The organism is Bradyrhizobium sp. URHC0002 (assembly GCF_054059515.1).
Window position 1 is genome coordinate 6,391,793 of sequence record NZ_JBSSCF010000001.1, and the last position, 17,796, is coordinate 6,409,588.

16 protein-coding genes are annotated in these 17,796 nt (G+C 63.3%); 8 read left to right on the forward strand and 8 right to left on the reverse strand.

Translation table 11 applies throughout. The features are described from left to right. Positions 1 to 48 precede the first annotated feature (48 nt). Both ACVWVY_RS31275 and ACVWVY_RS31280 read right to left on the reverse strand, forming a co-directional pair. The gene (locus tag ACVWVY_RS31275; RefSeq protein WP_456629988.1) at positions 49 to 792 is read right to left on the reverse strand and encodes an SGNH/GDSL hydrolase family protein; all 744 of its coding nucleotides are present in this window, start codon (positions 790 to 792) and stop codon (positions 49 to 51) included. Positions 793 to 914: 122 nt separating this feature from the next. After that, entirely contained in the window at positions 915 to 1,367 is a 453-nt protein-coding gene (locus ACVWVY_RS31280) for a hypothetical protein (protein WP_456629989.1), read from the reverse strand. Positions 1,368 to 1,823: 456 nt separating this feature from the next. Here ACVWVY_RS31280 and ACVWVY_RS31285 point away from each other — a divergent pair, with 456 nt between their 5' ends. After that, the gene (locus ACVWVY_RS31285) at positions 1,824 to 3,578 is read left to right on the forward strand and encodes an extracellular catalytic domain type 1 short-chain-length polyhydroxyalkanoate depolymerase (protein WP_456629990.1); all 1,755 of its coding nucleotides are present in this window, start codon (positions 1,824 to 1,826) and stop codon (positions 3,576 to 3,578) included. Between the two features lie 561 nt (positions 3,579 to 4,139). Further along, positions 4,140 to 4,523, forward strand: coding sequence for a winged helix-turn-helix domain-containing protein (locus tag ACVWVY_RS31290; RefSeq protein ID WP_456629991.1), 384 nt, complete (start codon positions 4,140 to 4,142; stop codon positions 4,521 to 4,523). 41 nt (positions 4,524 to 4,564) lie between these two features. Here ACVWVY_RS31290 and ACVWVY_RS31295 read toward each other — a convergent pair whose 3' ends face one another. Next, on the reverse strand, positions 4,565 to 6,061 hold the full coding sequence (locus ACVWVY_RS31295; protein ID WP_456629992.1) for an aldehyde dehydrogenase family protein: 1,497 nt from the start codon (positions 6,059 to 6,061) through the stop codon (positions 4,565 to 4,567). Between the two features lie 77 nt (positions 6,062 to 6,138). Then, positions 6,139 to 6,516, reverse strand: coding sequence for a hypothetical protein (locus tag ACVWVY_RS31300; protein ID WP_456629993.1), 378 nt, complete (start codon positions 6,514 to 6,516; stop codon positions 6,139 to 6,141). Between the two features lie 159 nt (positions 6,517 to 6,675). Between ACVWVY_RS31300 and ACVWVY_RS31305 the strand changes: the two genes are divergently transcribed. Beyond that, positions 6,676 to 8,088 carry an aldehyde dehydrogenase family protein gene (locus ACVWVY_RS31305; RefSeq protein WP_456629994.1) on the forward strand — a complete coding sequence of 471 codons (1,413 nt, stop codon included), beginning with the start codon at positions 6,676 to 6,678 and terminating at the stop codon, positions 8,086 to 8,088. A gap of 65 nt (positions 8,089 to 8,153) precedes the next feature. Then, positions 8,154 to 8,711, forward strand: a complete 558-nt coding sequence (locus ACVWVY_RS31310) for a DUF2478 domain-containing protein (RefSeq protein ID WP_456629995.1) — start codon at positions 8,154 to 8,156, stop codon at positions 8,709 to 8,711. Between the two features lie 85 nt (positions 8,712 to 8,796). On the opposite strand, the gene ACVWVY_RS31315 is transcribed toward ACVWVY_RS31310, so the two are convergent. Beyond that, positions 8,797 to 10,380, reverse strand: coding sequence for an N-acyl-D-amino-acid deacylase family protein (locus ACVWVY_RS31315; protein WP_456629996.1), 1,584 nt, complete (start codon positions 10,378 to 10,380; stop codon positions 8,797 to 8,799). A 521-nt stretch (positions 10,381 to 10,901) separates the two neighbouring features. Here ACVWVY_RS31315 and ACVWVY_RS31320 point away from each other — a divergent pair. The 4 genes from ACVWVY_RS31320 (at position 10,902) to ACVWVY_RS31335 (ending at position 14,690) form a co-directional block, all read left to right on the forward strand. After that, positions 10,902 to 12,260 (forward strand): caspase family protein, encoded by a 1,359-nt coding sequence (locus ACVWVY_RS31320; protein WP_456629997.1) that lies wholly within the window; start codon positions 10,902 to 10,904, stop codon positions 12,258 to 12,260. 31 nt (positions 12,261 to 12,291) lie between these two features. Then, entirely contained in the window at positions 12,292 to 12,786 is a 495-nt protein-coding gene (locus tag ACVWVY_RS31325; protein WP_456629998.1) for a hypothetical protein, read from the forward strand. A 43-nt stretch (positions 12,787 to 12,829) separates the two neighbouring features. Beyond that, positions 12,830 to 13,342, forward strand: a complete 513-nt coding sequence (locus ACVWVY_RS31330) for a hypothetical protein (protein ID WP_456629999.1) — start codon at positions 12,830 to 12,832, stop codon at positions 13,340 to 13,342. Positions 13,343 to 13,505: 163 nt separating this feature from the next. After that, the gene (locus ACVWVY_RS31335) at positions 13,506 to 14,690 is read left to right on the forward strand and encodes a hypothetical protein (protein ID WP_456630000.1); all 1,185 of its coding nucleotides are present in this window, start codon (positions 13,506 to 13,508) and stop codon (positions 14,688 to 14,690) included. 18 nt (positions 14,691 to 14,708) lie between these two features. On the opposite strand, the gene gmk is transcribed toward ACVWVY_RS31335, so the two are convergent. From gmk to mltG, 3 genes are all read right to left on the reverse strand, one after another. Then, positions 14,709 to 15,362, reverse strand: coding sequence for a guanylate kinase (gene gmk, locus ACVWVY_RS31340; protein WP_456630001.1), 654 nt, complete (start codon positions 15,360 to 15,362; stop codon positions 14,709 to 14,711). Between the two features lie 3 nt (positions 15,363 to 15,365). Continuing rightward, complete coding sequence (locus ACVWVY_RS31345) at positions 15,366 to 16,253, reverse strand: YicC/YloC family endoribonuclease (protein ID WP_456630002.1); 888 nt, start codon at positions 16,251 to 16,253, stop codon at positions 15,366 to 15,368. A 127-nt stretch (positions 16,254 to 16,380) separates the two neighbouring features. Beyond that, a complete protein-coding gene (gene mltG, locus ACVWVY_RS31350) occupies positions 16,381 to 17,670 on the reverse strand; it encodes an endolytic transglycosylase MltG (protein ID WP_456630003.1) in 1,290 nt (429 codons plus the stop codon). Between the last annotated feature and the right edge of the window lie 126 nt (positions 17,671 to 17,796).

The window sequence follows — 17,796 nt, forward strand, 5'->3', positions numbered from 1 at the left end:
GCGCGAATTGCGCTGACAGTGCGGAACTGAACGACGGCGACAGTGCGCTTAACTTGGCTGTGACGGTCGCGAAGGCACGGCTGCCGATGACCATGCCTTGTTGACGCCGCCGACGATCGCGAGCTTCATCGCCCACGCCACACGATGCGTGGCCCAGTCGCTGTCGTGCAGCCTGCGCTCATCATCCGGGTCGACCATCCGGTCGAACGAAACCTGCTCGACCTCAGACAAGCCCTTCATGAATTCGAAGCGGCGGAATACATTGACGCCGTCGCGCGCCAGTTCGCCGATCGCCTTGACCATCGCGATCGCCTTGTCCTTCTTTGCCGGGGTCAGCACGGCCGGGACGTATTGGAGGTCCATCAGGATGACGTCGGCCTGCGTCTGGTTGCGCAGTTTGACCAGTCCTTCGCGGATGGCGCTGGTGGTTTCGTCGAAGGACGGAGGTGGAGGAACAGCGCTCGGGCTTTGCCAGATCGCATTCGTTCCGACCTGCCAGATCACCAGATCGGGCTTCTCGGCGATGACGTCGGTATCGAACCGCTGAAACTCGAGCGGCGCTTCCTGGCCGCCGATTCCCCGGTTGACCATGGTGATCTCTGCGTTCGGATATTGGGCCTGGAGAAACGACAGCAGCCGCTCCGGATAGGGCTTGATATTGCCGTGGCCTATCGTCGACGACGAGCCGATCGCGACGATCTTGGCTCGTCCTCTGACGCTCTGCGCAAAGTGGGTCAGGCCGTATTCGAATGGAATCGCCTCAACCGGGATCTGTGAGGGATCGCTGTCCATGAGTCACCCGTTTTTGTTGCAGCCGAGACAACGTGGGGTGGAAGAAGAATAGCGCGCCACGGCGGGCTCGCCTAGCCTGCGAGCGCGGGAGTGAGTGCCTCACGATCCCACCCCGCAGCCCCCTACTTCCTGTCGCGCGGCAGGAATGGCTTCAGCGGCCGCTTGATCGCGCCCGCGCAGGCACGGGTTGCGGTCTTGCCGCCGTCGGTCCAGGTCTGCGTGCCCTTGAGCTTGGCGCTGCGCCGCACGAAGTTTCCGCTGTATTTCGCCTCGTATTGTCGGCTGCCGCTTTTCCAGGTGCCCTGAAGATTGATTTTCTGGCCGTCGATCGTTCCCGTGCCCTGCTCGGCCGCGGCTTCGACGGCGGCATTGCGCAACCGCACCACATGATTGTAGCGCACAGCCCCGCCGGAAATCGTGACCTCGATGGCCTCGCGCGCCTGCTGGCTGGCAAACGGCAGCTTGTCGCACACCATCGTGCCGCGATAGGTGGCGTCGAGCACTTCCGCCGCGACCGGCTTGCCCATCGCCGCCATCATCGCCGCCACCAGCACCGCATGCCGCGCCCGCACCATCGCCGCCCCCCGTGTGAGTTCTGGTTTCTTGCTGCAGTCCAAAGAGCTCCCGCCGCTTCAATTCAAGCGCATCGTAACGGGCTCAACCGAGTACGTCGATAGAGGTTGTGTCTGGCTTCGCTGCTGCAACATGGCAGCACTGACCAATGGTACTAATTGGAAAGATCGATCAGCTATCGCTGCAGCACGTAGGGGGAAAGCGAAAGCCGCCGTTCGGCTTGCCGCAGCATCGCTGTCCGCTGGGCACGGCGTTTCCGTCGCCTGTCGGCTTGCCGTTGTTCCGCTATCTCCTCGCAAAAAAGATACTTTGGACCTGTGTTTTGGATCACAGGATCGCCGTCGCTGCAGTGCGACTGTTATTGCTGCTAACGGCTTATCGATCTGGTGACGCCGAAACCTTGATCGCGTCAAACGTCGGCGTCGCATCTTTGGTGTCGTTGAAGATCGGAGGGTCCAATGTTTCCCATCCTGTGCCGATTGCTGACGCTTGTTCTTTGCTGGTTGCTCAGCGGCGCTGCTTCTGCCGGCGAATTGCGGCAGAAGGTGTTCACGGCAAAATCATACGCAGGTTCGCGCGACCGCCACTATCAGGTCTTTGTGCCGTCCGCCTACACGGGGCAGGATGCGGTACCGCTCGTGATGATCTTGCACGGCTGCCGCCAGACCGAGGTCAACATGATCAACGAGACGCGCTTCAAGGATCTGGCGGAGCGCGACAACTTCATCGCGGTTTACCCCTTCATCACCTCCTATGACGGTATGCGGGAAATGAATTGCTGGGGTTTCTTTCTCGACCAGCACATTCACAAGGGTGCCGGCGAGGCCGAGGACCTGCACCAGATCGCGCTCGAGATCGAGGCTGAGTTGAAGATCGATCCCAACCGGCGTTATGTGACCGGCCTGTCCTCCGGCGCCGGGATGTCGGTGGCGCTCGCCGTCGCGCACAGCGACTATTTTGCCGCGGCCGGCTCCGTCGAGGGTTTGCCCTACGCAGAGACCTCCTCCGCGGTGGGTTTCGTCTGCGCCAATCCGGGGAGTTTCAAGCCGGTCTCCGCCGATGTGGTCGCAATGAAGACGGAGCAGCAGCAACCCGAGGAGCAGCGTCCAGTTCCGATCATGGCCATTCACTCGCGCAACGATTGCGTCGTCAATAAATTGGCCTCCGAGAACATGCGGGATGCCTGGATCCGCCGTTACGGACTCAGCCCCTCTGCGACCGCGACACTGGATTGCACGGCTGAGGGCGTGCCCTGCACCCAGACAAGGTATGGCAGCCCGCAGCGCTCCGTGGTCGAGACCGTCTTTTACGAAGGCAAGCGCGGCGATTTCATCGGCACCGGTACTCACTATTGGGTCGGCGACAACAGCGGACAATTTGCCGATCCGACCGGGCCGAGCGCCAGCGAGTTGCAATGGGCTTTCTTCAAGGCGCATCCTTTCCGCGAGACCCCGCCCCCGTCGATCTCCATCAGTTCGGCTCAGGCCACCGGAAATTCGATCAGCATGAATGGAACGGCTTCCGCCTCCGCGGGCTCGGTTGCAGGTGTGACAGTGCGGCTTGATGGCCGCTTTCCTCAACCAGCGAAAGCCGCGTCGGGGACCAGCAATTGGGCCGTGACGTTCGACAATCTGCATACGGATGCCATCTACGTGCCCGTCGCGACCGCGAAAGACAATGACGGTGCCACCACGAACATATCAGGCAACCCGATCACAGTTGGATCGCCCCCGCCGAATATCCCACCCAGCGTCACGGTCAGCAGCGCCTCAGTCAGTGGTGACTGCATCACGGTAACAGGCTCGGCATCCGATCCCGAGGGACAGCTCGCCAACGTCGAAGTCGAGTTGGGGACGCGAGCGCGAAAACCCGCGGCTCTGAGCCAGGATAAGTTCAAATATCAGGAATGCGGGCTGCCGGGAGGAACCTACTCGACCCGAGCCCAGGCGACGGACCGCGCCGGCGCTGCGAGTCCAGTCAGTTCGGGCCCCGACGTGACCGTGAGCGATTTGCAGGCCGTGACCGCCGATTGGCAGGTCCACATGAGTGCTGGCAGGTTACGGGTCTACTTGGCGCCGTGCGCGAGTGTTGGCTTTGGCTCGTGTGATCAGGGATTCTCCGAAATCTTCCTCGCCAACCAGTTCAATCCCTTCCCGCTGCACAGAAAAGCGACCTCCAAAGACTGGTATGTGCGGCCGGAGATCATACCCTGAGGGCTTGGTAGAGCGAAAGATTACGGTGACAGTGCACTTGACTTATCGCAGCGACGTTTCACTTGAGTGCACTGTCACCGTAATAGCGCAATAGCCGCCGCTCACGGTCCGCCAGATGGGCTTGCTAGGGCAACGCACCTACTTCCGGCGATCTGCCGGTCGCATTTTATTGGCTTCAACCAGCCGGGATGTGCATGCGTTGCAAATCAACAAGCATTCGTCAGAGATGAAATTAAGCTTGAGGTCGAGCCCGCTCGGGATCGTTTCGCTGGAAAGATTTTCGATGAATCCTGCGCAGCATGCGCATTGATACCGCGGTTCCGGAACGACGTGTTGACCGGAGTAGCCTGTCACTGCTTCACGATGAGCCATCGCCGTCGATCCCATCAAGTTAGCGTTTCATGCGCAGACGTTATATCCTATCGGATATGGCGCTGGCCGCAAGCAGCTTGCGGGGGGCGCGCGGCGACAAGTTATCGCCCGCCCGGCAGCGCATCAGGCGCCATTGTTCGCAACAGACCGCAGTGGCAAGCTGCGGTCTCGGGACCAGAAAGCGATTCCATGCAGAAGTCCAACGTTGCTCCGCTCCCTACGCTTAGTGTTCGCATCGACCTCGATACCGAGGGGCGGATCGGCCCGGGAAAAATCCAGTTGCTGGAAAAAATCCAGGAGTTCGGTTCGATTTCGGCGGCCGGCCGCGCGATGAACATGTCCTACAAGCGCGCCTGGGACCTGGTGGACGAAATCAACCGCATCTGTCGTCATCCAGCGGTGGATCGGCAGACCGGCGGCAAGAATGGAGGCGGGACGGCGCTGACGCCTTTCGGGGTCTCGCTGGTCGCGCGCTACCGGAAGATCGAGCGCGACGCCGCCAGCGCCGTCCGCAAGGAATTGCAGGCGCTGCGTACCGACATCGGTCGATCGAAGAAGGCGGCAAACCGCTGAAAAGAAAGTGGCGGCCAAAAGGCCGCCGCTCTCGCGCAACGTCAGGCCGTCTTGATCCAGACCGCCTTGACGTTGAGATATTCTTCAACGTGCTGCTTGCCGGACTCGCGGCCGTAGCCGCTCATCTTGTAGCCGCCGAACGGAACCGCCGGGTCCATCGCCTGGTAGCAATTCACCCAAACCGAGCCGGCGCGCAAGGCCTTCGCGACCTGATGCGCCTTGCTGACATTGGTGGTCCAGACGCCGGAGCCGAGGCCGAACGTGGTAGCGTTGGCGCGCTTGATCAGATCGTCGCTGTCCTTGAACGAGATCGCGGAAATCACCGGGCCGAAGATCTCCTCCTGCGCGATCCGCATATTGTCCTGCACGTTGGCAAACACCGTCGGCGGCACGAAATAGCCCTTCGACAGCGCGCCTTCGGTCAGCCGCGAACCGCCGGCGAGCGCCTTCGCACCTTCCTTCTGGCCGATGTCGAGATAGCCGGAGACGCGATCGAGCTGATCTTTCGACACCAGCGGCCCTATCTGGGTGTTCGGATCGAGGCCGTTACCTACCTGGAGTTTCTTGCCGAATTCGGCGACGCGGTCGACGAACTCGTCATAGATCTTGCTCTCGACGAAGAGCCGCGTGCCGGCGCTGCAGATTTGACCGGAATTGGCGAACACTGCCATCGCGGCCCCCGGCACCGCGGCGTCGAGATCGGCATCGGCGAACACGATGTCCGGCGACTTGCCGCCAAGCTCGAGCGAGACACGCTTGAGGTTGCCGACCGACGCCCGCACGATCGACTGTCCCGTGACGTGCGAACCGGTGAACGCGACCTTGTCGACGCCGGGATGGGAGGCGAGCGCCGCACCCGCGGTCTCGCCATAGCCGGGCACCACATTGACGACACCAGGGGGAATGCCGGCTTCCATGCAGAGCTCGGCGAGCCGCAGCGAGGTGAGCGGCGCCTCCTCGGCGGGCTTCAGCACCACCGTGCAGCCGGTCGCGATTGCAGGGCCGATTTTCCAGACGCTGGCGCCCAGCGGACCGTTCCAGGGAATGATCGCGCCGACCACGCCGATCGGCTCCTTCAGCGTGTAGGAGAAGACTTCACCAGGCAGCGAGTTCTCGATGGTCTCACCGTGCAGCGCGGTCGCCTGCCCCGCGTAATAGCGGAGCATGCCAAGCACGCGTAGTTTGTTGCCGCGGGTACGACTGATCGGCGCGCCCATGTCGACGGTGTCGAGCTGCGACAGCTCCTCGAAATTCTTCTCGACGAGATCGGCGAGCTTCAGCAGCAGACCCTGCCGCTCATACGGCCGGACCTTGCTCCACGGCCCCTCGAACGCGCGGCGGGCTGCCGCCACGGCGCGGTTGATGTCCTCCGCGTCACCCTCGGCAACGGTTGCGAGCAACTCGCCGGTCGCCGGGTTGTGTGTCTCGAATTTCTTGCCGGAGGCCGCGTCGACCCACTGGCCGTCAATCAGCATCTTCTTGTAGGAACCATCCGCAAAAGGATGGCGCGTGATCGGAATTGCCTGCGTGACAGCCATGTCTGGTCTCCCTTGTGTTATTGCGATCAATGTTTTGCAGGGATCGTTATCTGCCAACGTCGCGGGGTGCTGCCACGCTAGTTCGACCGTGTCGTCGCCCTCGGGGCTGGCGCCGTCAACGCCTCGCCGAGCTCGCTCTGCTGTTTGCGCGGGATCGAGAAGCAGACGCTGAAGCCGTCGGACGTCCTTAATGTCATCATGCCATGCTTCGGGTCGGTGGATTGCTCGATCACCCAGGAATCGAGCGGATAGGCATAGCGCAGGCTCTGGTCGCCGAAGCGGGTCTGCAGCGCCTTGCTGATCAGCCCGGGCAAGGTCATGACCAGCGCGCCGACCTGGTTGACCGACAACCGGATCGTCGCCGGCTCGCCCTTGGAATCCACAAACCCCAGAGAAATGGCGCAACCATCGGCCGCCACCTCGCAGGTGGTAAGCTCCTGGGTCTCGATCTCCATACCGGAAACTCCCGATCATCTTCTCGTTATATTCGATAGAATATATCGTTACCGGCGCCCTCGTCCAGCCACCTAGGCCGTGGCGAGGTCGTCGCATACGTGATATACGGTAAAATATAACGAGGCCGTGAACGGCCCGTTGACAGGGAGAGAAAGCCAATGAGCGACTACAATCTTCTCATCGACGGCAAAATGATACCCGGCGACCTGACCATGCCGGTCCTCAATCCCGCCACCGAAGAGGTGCTGACGCAGTGCCCGCGCGCCTCCAGGGATCAGCTCGAAAAGGCCGTCGCTGCGGCCAAGGCCGCCTTTCCGGCCTGGGCGGCGACCCCGATCGAGCAGCGCCGCGCGCTCGTCGTCAAGATGGCCGAGGCCATCGAAGCCAACACAGGCGAACTGGCGCGCCTCCTGACCGCCGAGCAGGGCAAGCCGCTCGCGGACGCCACCGGCGAGGTCATGGGCATGGCCGGCTTCTTCCGCTATCTCGGTTCGCTCGAACTGCCGATGCGCGTGATCGAGAATTCCGGCGACCGCCGCGTCGAGGCGTATCGCCGTCCGCTTGGCGTAGTCGGCGCCATCATCCCCTGGAACTATCCGCTTTTGATCCTCAGCTTCAAGCTGCCGTCGGCGCTGCTTGCCGGCAACACGCTGGTAGTGAAGCCCGCACCGACCACGCCGCTGGCGACGCTGAAATTCGCCGAGATCGTGAAGGATATTCTGCCGAAGGGCGTGCTCAACGTGATCACCGACGCCAACGACCTCGGCGACGCCATGACCAAGCATCCGGATATCCGGAAGATTTCCTTTACCGGCTCGTCGGCAACCGGCCAGAAGGTGATGGCGAGCGCGGCGCAGACATTGAAGCGGATCACGCTGGAACTCGGCGGCAACGACGCCGGCATCGTGCTCGACGACGTCGATCCGAAGAAGGTCGCACCCGGCATTTTCGAAGGTGCGTTCCAGAATTCAGGCCAGGTCTGCCTCGCCATCAAGCGGCTTTACGTCCACGAGTCCGTTTATGACGAAATCTGTAACGAACTGGTCGCGATCGCCAAGAACACGGTGGTCGACGACGGCTCCAAGCAGGGTACCAAGCTCGGACCGCTGCAGAACAAGATGCAGTACGAGAAGGTGAAGGCATTCCTCGATGATGCCCGCAAGAACGGCAACGTCATCGCCGGCGGCTCGGCGATGGATCGCCCCGGCTATTTCATCGAGCCGACCATCGTGCGCGACATCCAGGAAGGCTCGAAGCTGGTCGACGAGGAGCAGTTTGGCCCCGTGCTGCCGGTGATCAAATATTCCGACAAGGATGACGTGATCCGCCGTGCCAACGCCACGACCTACGGCCTCGGCGCGTCGGTCTGGTCGTCCGACGTCCAGCGTGCCCACGCCATCGCCAGCCAGATCGAGGCTGGCACAGTCTGGATCAACAAGCATCTCGACATGGCCCCGAACATCCCGTTCGGCGGCGCCAAGCAGTCGGGCATCGGCACCGAATTCGCCGAGGAAGGACTCGCCGAGTTCACCCAGTTGCAGATCATCAACGGCCCGGGAGCTGCGGCCTGATCGCACCAGGGGGCGCGGCGGAACCGCCGCGCCCCACTTCGTAACAGGACAACCGGAGGCGGCCCATGTTCGATGCCCAATGCGACCTCGCTGCCCTTGTGTACGAACGGGATGAGGATCCCGATGCGGTCCTGCGCGCCTTCGCCGCGGACCTCAATGCCCGCGGCTTTCGTGCGGTCGGCATGGTGCAGGCCGGCCAATGCGCCGATGCAAGCCTCTCGGCCGTGCTGATTCACAACGGCGAGGTTTTGGCGCTGGCGCAGAATGCAACCTCCCCGGCAAGCGGCTGCAAGCTGGACCTCGGCCGGCTACAGGACGCGGCCGCCCGGGTCGCCGGCGCGATGGAGGCGGGCGCCGACCTCGTGATCATTAACCGTTTTGGCAAGCGCGAGCGTGACGGCAAGGGATTGTCTCGCGTGATCGAGCGGGCGCTGGACGCTGACATTCCCGTGGTGATCGCGGTGTCAAACAACAGCTTCGCCGACTGGATCAAATTCGCCGGGGGCATGAGCGTGAAGCTCGCCTGCGATCCGACTGCCCTTGGGCAGTGGTGGAACAACATTTCCTTCCGCGGTTCGGAAGGCGTCAGTAAGGACGGCCAAACGGTCTGCGACTTCAAATAAGCGCTATCGCGCTCGGGCTTCGCTCGCGAAGGTGCGACGTGTCTATTGGGTGCACTGCCACCGTAATTGCGTAATGCGAGCTTTCCTAAGGGCAAGTCCCTGATGTCGGCGTGTGCTTGAGCGCCCGACCGGCGGCGACGGGGGTCAACTTACCGTCCTGAACGGACAGCGCGCCGTTGACCAGCAGGGTTTGCACGCCGACGCTCAACTCGCGCGGGCGCACATAGTCCGCCTTGGGTGCGTAGCGGGCGGGGTCGAACACCACGACATCTGCGAAATAACCGGGCCGCAGGTAGCCACGCCGATCGAGCTTGAAGATATCGGCCGACAGGCCGGTCGATTGCCGGATGAAAGTCTTCAAGTCGATGACATGCCGCTCTTGCACATAGACCGCGTACTTGCGCGGAAAGGTGGCGTACTGGCGGGGATGACCATCGGTACCATCCGAACCGGTAACGACCCATGGCTGCTTCATGACCAGATCGACGTCGCTATCGATCATGTTGAACGAGGCGATCGAATCTTTGACATTGGCGCGGAGAATCCGGACGGCGGCGTCGATCGGCTCGATCTTCCATGTATCAGCCATTTCCGACAGCCGCTTGCCGGTCCAAGGCCGGTCGACGCTGGTCAGCAGGATCGATTCCGCGCCGCCACGGCGGCGCAAATTCTCGATCATCTCTCCGCGAATTTTGGCCATCGCCGTCGGATCGTCGAAGCGCTGGATCATCGCCGGATAGCCGCCATCGACCGCCCAGCGCGGCACGAGCGCCGCGTCGAGGCTGGTGCTGGAAGCCAGCCATGGATACTGGTCGGCCGTCACCTTCAGACCGGTCGCCCGCGCCGCCTCGATCAGGCGGATCACTTCCGGCGTTTGTCCCTGCAGATCGATGCCAAGTGCTTTCAGGTGCGCGAAGTGCACGGGGATTTCGGCCTCACGGCCGATTTGCAGCACCTCCTTGACCGAGTTCATGAGGCCGATGGAGTAAGAGCTCTCGTCGCGCTGGTGGGTGTCGTAGACGCCGCCGCGCCGGGCGGCCTCCCTGGCCAGCGCAACCACCTCGTCTGTCCTGGCAAAACTCTGCGGTGCATAGAACAGGCCGGCGGAAAGGCCGATGGCGCCGTCGCACATCCCCTTGGCGACGAGTTGCTTCATGCGCTCCAGTTCGGCAGGCGTCGGCGCACGCGCATCCTCGCCCAGCACCGCCTCGCGGACGGCGCCAAAACCGACATAGCTGACGACGTTGGTGCCGATCTTTTGGGCTTCGAGCTGCGCCTGATCGGCAGCCACCTCTGGCGTCCCCCGGCCATCGACGCCAATGAAGGTGGTTGAAACACCCTGCATCTGCCACGGCGCGTTCAGCCGCTTGGCCGCATCGGGCGAGCGGAGATAATTCTCCGGATGGGTGTGAACGTCGATGAAGCCGGGCGCGACAATCATGCCCTGTGCGTCGATGCTCGTCTTTGCGGTCGGTGCGCCGGCATGGGGGCCGATATAGACGATCTTGTCGTCAGTGACCGCAACATCGCCCACGAACGGGGCTTCATCTGCACCGGTGTAGATCGTCCCGCCGCTGATGACGAGGTCGGCCGTCTCTGCGGCGGATACTCCGTGATTCAGGATGAGTCCGAGCGACATGACGGCTAACAGGACGGGAATGCACTTCATTCGGTAATCTCCGGCGCCGGGGCAGGCGCATCGGAAAAGCGCTGCGATCGATGGGCTCGATCCTGGCTGCGTTTCCAGCGCCTCGAGAATTAGTCGTGGAAGCTTCTTGTCAGATTAATTCGCATCATCTGCATCATCCAATGCAAAATACGCATTGGACGCGAGGTCTGCCCGATGTCTATGGGCGGATCAGTTGCGCAGGGAAGGCCGGGTGTTCCGGCGCACTTGCGGTCCGCCGTGTGCATTCTTGCGCACGACTGCGGGTATCATGGACACCCGGCTTTCCCTGCACCCTCTGTTTTCGAGAGGGCATCGAAGATCGCATCACTTCGGGCGCGCCGCGCCGCGAGATCGCACTATCGTATCAAGCCACCGGCCGCATCCATCGAAATCAAACGATGCGCGCATCGGAGTACCGACATTGCCCAGCCTATCCGCCCCTGTTTGCGACGCCGTACCGCTTTTCGCAGCGCGCGCGGACTGATAATCTGCCGTCGTTTCATTATGGGGTCTTATTGAAAATGCCCGGGGGGTTCGGCGGGAAAATCTGGAAAATCGCAGGCCTGGCGGCATGGCTGGCGCTCACCCTCACAGCACCTGCCGCGGCCGAAAAGCGCGTCGCGCTGGTCATCGGCAACTCGGCCTATCAAAACGTCACCCGGCTCGATAACCCCCGCAACGATGCGGCGCTGATGGCCGAGACGCTCGCAGCCCTCGGCTTCACCCTGATCGGCGGTCGCGCCCAGCTCGATCTCGACAAGCCGGCGATGGATCTGGCCGTGCAGAATTTCGGCCGCCAGGTTCAGGGCGCCGACGTCGCGCTGTTTTACTATGCCGGCCACGGCGTGCAGGTCTCCGGCGCGAACTATCTCGTTCCGGTCAGCGCCAACCCGACGCGCGAGGCCGATGTCGATTTCCAGATGGTCGACGTCAACCTCGTGCTGCGCCAGATGCAGGGCTCGGGGACGCGCCTCAACATGGTGATCCTCGATGCCTGCCGGAACAACCCATTCGGCGCCCGCGGATTGCGCGCCTCCGACGGCGGTCTGGCGCAGATGCGCGCGCCGGAGGGGACGCTGATCTCCTATGCGACGCAGCCCGGCAATGTCGCGCTCGACGGCGCCGACGGCCACAGCCCCTATACCAAAGCGCTTGCCGCGACCGTCAAGCAGGCCGGGCTCGACATCTTCCAGACCTTCAACCAGGTCGGCCTCGCCGTGAAACGCCAGACCGGCGGATCGCAGCAGCCCTGGGTGTCGTCCTCGCCGATCGACGGCAATTTCTATTTCGTGGCCCCTGCCCCGGTCGCTTCATCCCAACAGCTCGCGGTCGCGCCACAGCCCGATCCGCTGGCCTCGACGCTGCGTCCCGATCCCGACCGCATTCCGATCAAGGATCCCGTGCTGCTGCGCGAATTGAGCGACCGCCTGTTCGAGCTGAATTACGACCCGGAGCCGCTGGACAGCAAGAACGGCATGCGCCTGGCGGTCGCTAAGTTTCAGGAGAAGGTCAAGATGACGCCGAACGGTGAAGCCACCGAAGGCGTGCTGACCCGGCTGCGCAAGATGGACGATTTGAAACCGTGGGCCTCGATCGTCTACGGGCCCGATGGCGACAAATGGGGAATGTCCTGGAATCACGCTTCGCGCCGGGCGGCGATCGACGACGCACGCAGCAAGTGCGGCGCGAACAAGTGTCCGATGGAGTTGAGTTTCTACGGCTCGCGATGCGGCGCGTTCGCGATCTCCGACGAATCGTGGTCGCTGATTCAGCGCGACACCGTTGCGCAGGCCAGGAAAGCGGCGCTCGACGAGTGCGGCAAGGCTGGCAAATCTTGCCGAATTATTGGCGCGGTCTGTGCCGATGGTTCCGGCCGCTGAATTTTATTCGCGAGATTGGAAGCACCTGCTGATGCAAAATGCCGTCCGACGTTCGGTCCCGATCCTTGCCCTGCTGATCCCGCTGGTTTGCGGCTCCAGCCTTGCTTATGCGCAATCCGGCAGCGCGGGCGGCAGCATCGGCAACGATGAAAAATCGCTGTCCGGTTCACGCGTGCCCGAATCCTCAAAACCCGCACGACGCAGCGAGCCCGAGGCGGATGAACCGCGCCGCGCCGGACGCAAGAGCGGCGAAGGTGGCGGCAACAATTTCGATGGCGCCTGGATCGTCAGCAGCGTCGGCGTGACCTGTCAGGGCACCAGCAGCAACGCGGTCGTCGTCACCAGCGGCAAGATCATCGGCGAGACCGCCAGAGGCACCGTCAGTCCCGACGGGCGGGTGTACGGCACCACCACCGGCAATGGCATCACGGTCATCACCACCGGCCGCCTGTCGGGCCGCAACGGCGGCGGAACGTTCCGGCAGTCCGATGGCTGCACCGGAAGATGGACGGCGGCGAAGCAATAGCCCGGTTGCTCGCCACGGCCGGGAAATATTGGAACAAGTCATTATGGAATATTCGGCTCAACGTTCGATCGGAATTGGCCTCCTTTCGGTCGTGATCTCGGTCGCCATATCAGGCGCGGCGGTAGCGCAATCCGGCAGCGCCGGCGGCAGCATCGGCAACGAGGAAAAATCGCTGTCCGGTTCACGCGAGAAGCCACGCGAGGTCGAATCTTCCAAGCCGGCGCGTCGCGCCAAACCCGAATCCGACGAGCCGGCCCGCGCGTCGCGAAAAAGCCGTGGTGAAGGCGGCGGCGGTGGCAATTTCGATGGCTCATGGGTCTCCGTTGCCGTGGGCACGCCTTGCGGCAGCGCCACCGAGAGATTTGTCATCGCCGGCGGCAGGATTTCGGGCGAGTTGAGCTCCGGCTCGGTCAGCCCAAATGGCGCCACGCGGAGTGGCGGATCCGTGCAGGGCTTGAGTTGGAACAGTACCGGGCGTTTTTCGGGCCGCACCGGCTCCGGTTCATTCGTGCGATCCGATGGCTGTACCGGACGCTGGACCGCCTCTAAACAGTAGAAAAACGCCTGTTTTTCATGGCTGTAGCCCGCCTCAAATTGAGGCGGCCCGCCGGCCCCAATTATACCCCATCTGCTCCGAAATTGCGGCTCATTGCCACCCAAGTCTCTGACCAGATTGAGGGCGTAAAGAGTCGCGTCGCGTTGCGTTGCCGGGGTTGTGTATGTCGAACCGTTCCGTGAAATTCGTCCCGGCTCTCCTTGCCGGTGTCGTGGCAGGCGCCAACCTGACCGCGGTGACGGATCTCCGGGCCCAGGTATTATCGACTGCAGCGGAAGCCGCCGCGCCGGCAACGACCCAGGCCGCCGCGGATAGTTGCCTGTCCGCGCCGAAGGGCGCGACCCCCTCGGGCAGCCATTGGTACTATCGCATCGACCGCGTCACCAAACGTCAGTGCTGGTATCTCCGGGAGGAGAGCGACACGGCCGACGACAAGTTCGCACGCGCCGCGCCGCCAGCCTCGGCCCCGGCTTCGGCCGCAGAGGAGCCGGCGTCGCCGCAGCAACGAACGATCACCCGCAAGTCGATCGCCGACGCACGTGCCGAATGGGTCTCCCAGCAACCCCGCGCCGAGCCAAATCCGCCCGCCAGAGTCGAGCGAACGGCTGCAGCGGCCGCCCCCCCACCTGTCGTGCAGGATAGCGCGCGCGCGGCCATGCCGAACGTGCTCGCGCCGGCGCCGCTGTCGTCGATACGATGGAACGACGCTCCCACCACGAGATCTCTGGCAACTCCAACCGGTCTCCAGGTCGCAGCCTCGAACCCACCGGCAAGCCAGCCGCCGCAGGCCGAGGAAGTGCAGCAGCCCGCGGTTGATCAGATTGCGCCCGCCGCAGTGGACCTTGCGCCGGCAAAGCCGACCGCGTCGTTGCAGAAGCTGCTTTTGGTGATGGCCGCCGCCCTCGCGCTGGCCGGCCTCACGGTAAGCGCGATCGTTCGGATCGGCCGCATGCGGGCGCGCCGCGCCATACGCCGCAAGCGGCGCGCGATGTGGGATACTGCAAAGACGAAGCGGCGTTCGCCACAACCGATGTTCCACGACGAGGACGCCGGGCTGCGGCGCACCGGAGGTGTGTACAATCCGCGCCTACCCCAGGATCGGACACACGTACCCCAGGAGCGTGCACGCGCGCCTCAAGAGCGGCCACGCGTGCCACAAGAGCGGACGCGCGTACCACAAGAGCGGACGCGCGTACCTCAGGAACGGACGACCCGAGTACCTCAAGAGCGGCCACGCCCGCCCCAGGAACGCCGACACGTGCCCCAGGATCGCGTGCCCCAGGATCGGGAGCGGGAGCTGCAGGTTACGGAAATGCTGTCCCGGCTCGCCCGCAGCGCGCAGACGTAACCGAAACGGAAGCGGCGGCTATTTTTCCAACTGGCGCTGCAGCTTGCGAACGAACTCGGTGAGGCCGGTGCGGCGCTCACGCTTGAGCCGCTCGGCCTTGAGGATCGACTGCACTTCGGCGAACGCGTCATCGACGTTGTGGTTGACGACGATATAGTCGTATTCCGCCCAGTGGCTGAGTTCATGGGTGGCCCGGCTCATACGCCCGCGAATCACCTCGTCGGAATCCTGCGCACGCGTGTGCAGCCGTTTCTCCAGATCGGCGGCCGATGGCGGCAGAATGAAGACCCGGACGACATCGACGCTCGCCTTCTGATGTAGCTGCTGGGTGCCTTGCCAGTCGATGTCGAACAAAACGTCCTGTCCCGCCGACAATGCCGCTTCGACCGGTGCGCGCGGCGTACCGTAGAGATTGTCGAATACGGTCGCCCATTCGAGCAGTTCGCCGTGCTTCACCATCGTCTCGAATTTGGGCTTGTCGACGAAGAAATAGTCGCGGCCCTCAACCTCGCCCGGCCGCATCGGGCGCGTCGTCGCTGAAACTGACATCTTGAGGCCCGGCTCGCGCTCAAGCAGCAAACGCGACAGCGTGGTCTTGCCCGCGCCCGAGGGCGACGACAGCACGAACATCAGCCCTCGCCGTTCCACCCCGTCGAAACTTCCAGCCGTCATCGCCTACTCCAGGTTCTGGACCTGCTCGCGGAATTGCTCGACCACGTTCTTCATCTCGAGCCCGGTCTGGGTCAATTCCAGATCGTTCGATTTGGAACAGCAGGTGTTGACCTCGCGGTTGAATTCCTGGGAGAGGAAGTCGAGCCGCCGGCCGACCGGTCCGCCCTTGCCGATCATCTCGCGGGCCTGCGCCACGTGCGAGGCGATACGGTCGAGCTCTTCGCGGATATCGGCCTTGGTCGCGATCAGGATCGCTTCCTGGTTGAGCCTGTCGGAATCGAAACGTTCGGAAGTCTCCAGCAGGGCCGCCACCTGTTCGGCCAGGCGCGCCCTGATCGCCTCCGGTTTGCGACCGGGCGCGGCCTCGGCCTTTTTCGCCAGCTTCTCGATTTCATCCATGCGCTGGATCAGAATTTGCCCCAGCGTCATGCCTTCGCGGCGGCGCATCTCGACGAGATGGGCGAGCGCCTGCTCGAAGGCTGTGGCTGCCGCGTCCCTCGCCGCCTTGTCTTCCGTCTCGTCGCTTTCGGGTTCAACGACCTCGATGACGCCCTTGATGCTGAGCAGCCCGTCGATGCTCGGCGCCACGGCGTCGATCTTGCCGGCGAGCACGCCCGCCACCTTCACGATCGAGGCGAGCACGTCTTCGTTGATGCGTATGGTCGAGACCGCGTTGGCGCGCTTGACGTTGAGGTTGGCGTATACCGTACCCCGCGACAGCACCTCGCCGGCGCGTTTCTTGGCAAAGGCCTCCAGTTCGTCCCAGCCGGGCGGCAGCCGCAAGCGCAGGTCAAAACCCTTCGCGTTGACGGACTTCAGTTCCCATTCGAACGTATAGGGGCCGCTGGCGCCGTGGCTCCGGGCAAAACCGGTCATGCTCGATAGCGCCATCGCGTAATACTCTCCGAAAGACTGGGATTTCGAGACTCGAAAGGGACGGTGCGACCTTAAGCCGATTTCCGCCAAAGTGGAATTACGTTCCGGCTGTAGCCGGAACTCGGACTCAACCGGCCGGGCGTCAGCGCTGAACCACCGGCGGCGTCGTGGTCGACTGCGCGGCGCCTTGGCGGGCTGGCGCCGCCGCAGGCGCAGGCGCCACAGGACGGGCGGGCGGCTTTTTCGCCGCCCCCGCCGGCCGCGGCGTGGTTGCGGTCGGATTGGTATCGGCCGGCCCTCCGGCTGACGTGGGCGGCGGCGCATCCTCGGACGGTTCGACGGTGTCGTTCTGAATCTGTTTTTCGAGCGCCCGCAGCTTGACGACGTTCTTCTGATGCTGGTCGTAGGTCTCGGTAAAGGTGTGCCCGCCGGTCCCGTCGGCCACAAAGAACAGGTCGCGCGTGCGCGCCGGGTTGGCCGCCGCCTCGAGCGAAGCGCGGCCCGGATTGGCGATTGGTCCGGGCGGCAGACCCTCGATCACATAGGTGTTGTAGGGCGAAGGCTGCGTAATCTCGGAGCGCTTGATCGGGCGGCCCAGCGTTCCCTTGCCGCCGACCAGGCCATAGATGATGGTCGGATCGGACTGCAGCTTGATCCTCTGCCGCAGGCGATTGGTGAATACGGCGGCCACGCGGCTGCGCTCGTCGGCCCGGCCGGTTTCCTTCTCGATGATCGAGGCCAGCGTGATGAGCTGCTCGGGCGACTTGACCAGAACGTCCGGATTGCGGCGTTCCCAGATCTCCGCGAGCACCCGCTTCTGGGTCTGCTGCATGCGCTGGATCACCTGATCGCGCGTGGTGCCGCGCGGAAATTTGTAGGTTTCCGGCAGCAGCGTGCCCTCGCGCGGCATTTCCCGCACGCTCCCAGCGAAGATGTCGTTGTCGGTAAGCCGCGCCACGATCTGTTCGGACGTCAGGCCTTCGGGAATGGTAACGGCGTGCTGCACCACCTTGCCCTCGACGATGGTGGCGATGACATCGCGCAGGCTGGATTTCTTCTGGAAGGAATATTCGCCCGGCTTGAGGTCGGAACTCGCCTTCAGCGCAAACACGCCACCGATGAATACCCATGGATTGACGTTGATCACGCCCTCGCGCAGCAGCGCGTCGGCGATGTCGCGCTTGCCGGCACGCGCGGGAATGTTGACGACCTTGTCTTCCTGCAGCGGGCCCGGGGTCTCCAGCATCTGCCTGCCGTAATAGTACACCGCCCCTGCCCCGATCATCGCAATGATCAGGATGGTGATGATGGCATTGCCGACCACCACGAAGGGATTGCGGGCGCGCTCCGACCGCCTCGGCGGCGGCGGCACCTGCTCGGGCTCCAACGCAGCGCGCGGGCTCCGTGGTGAAATGGGCGGCCTCTCACTCATCGATGCAACCTGAATCCTGTCGGTTCAATCGCGGCCGGGCAATCCCCTGACCAGCCGATAGCACACGCCCGTATGTAGAAGTCATCGCCGAATACGGCAAAACGGTGGAGTAGTTATAAACAACTG

Coding starts and splice junctions, on each gene's coding strand:
- ACVWVY_RS31325 (WP_456629998.1), top strand. CDS start 12,292: ATGCAAAATGCCGTCCGACGTTCGGTCCCGATCCTTGCCCTGCTGATC.
- ACVWVY_RS31320 (WP_456629997.1), top strand. CDS start 10,902: ATGCCCGGGGGGTTCGGCGGGAAAATCTGGAAAATCGCAGGCCTGGCG.
- ACVWVY_RS31295 (WP_456629992.1), bottom strand. CDS start 6,061: ATGGCTGTCACGCAGGCAATTCCGATCACGCGCCATCCTTTTGCGGAT.
- ACVWVY_RS31330 (WP_456629999.1), top strand. CDS start 12,830: ATGGAATATTCGGCTCAACGTTCGATCGGAATTGGCCTCCTTTCGGTC.
- mltG (WP_456630003.1), bottom strand. CDS start 17,670: ATGAGTGAGAGGCCGCCCATTTCACCACGGAGCCCGCGCGCTGCGTTG.
- ACVWVY_RS31335 (WP_456630000.1), top strand. CDS start 13,506: ATGTCGAACCGTTCCGTGAAATTCGTCCCGGCTCTCCTTGCCGGTGTC.
- ACVWVY_RS31310 (WP_456629995.1), top strand. CDS start 8,154: ATGTTCGATGCCCAATGCGACCTCGCTGCCCTTGTGTACGAACGGGAT.
- ACVWVY_RS31315 (WP_456629996.1), bottom strand. CDS start 10,380: ATGAAGTGCATTCCCGTCCTGTTAGCCGTCATGTCGCTCGGACTCATC.
- ACVWVY_RS31285 (WP_456629990.1), top strand. CDS start 1,824: ATGTTTCCCATCCTGTGCCGATTGCTGACGCTTGTTCTTTGCTGGTTG.
- ACVWVY_RS31300 (WP_456629993.1), bottom strand. CDS start 6,516: ATGGAGATCGAGACCCAGGAGCTTACCACCTGCGAGGTGGCGGCCGAT.
- ACVWVY_RS31305 (WP_456629994.1), top strand. CDS start 6,676: ATGAGCGACTACAATCTTCTCATCGACGGCAAAATGATACCCGGCGAC.
- gmk (WP_456630001.1), bottom strand. CDS start 15,362: ATGACGGCTGGAAGTTTCGACGGGGTGGAACGGCGAGGGCTGATGTTC.
- ACVWVY_RS31275 (WP_456629988.1), bottom strand. CDS start 792: ATGGACAGCGATCCCTCACAGATCCCGGTTGAGGCGATTCCATTCGAA.
- ACVWVY_RS31280 (WP_456629989.1), bottom strand. CDS start 1,367: ATGGTGCGGGCGCGGCATGCGGTGCTGGTGGCGGCGATGATGGCGGCG.
- ACVWVY_RS31345 (WP_456630002.1), bottom strand. CDS start 16,253: ATGGCGCTATCGAGCATGACCGGTTTTGCCCGGAGCCACGGCGCCAGC.
- ACVWVY_RS31290 (WP_456629991.1), top strand. CDS start 4,140: ATGCAGAAGTCCAACGTTGCTCCGCTCCCTACGCTTAGTGTTCGCATC.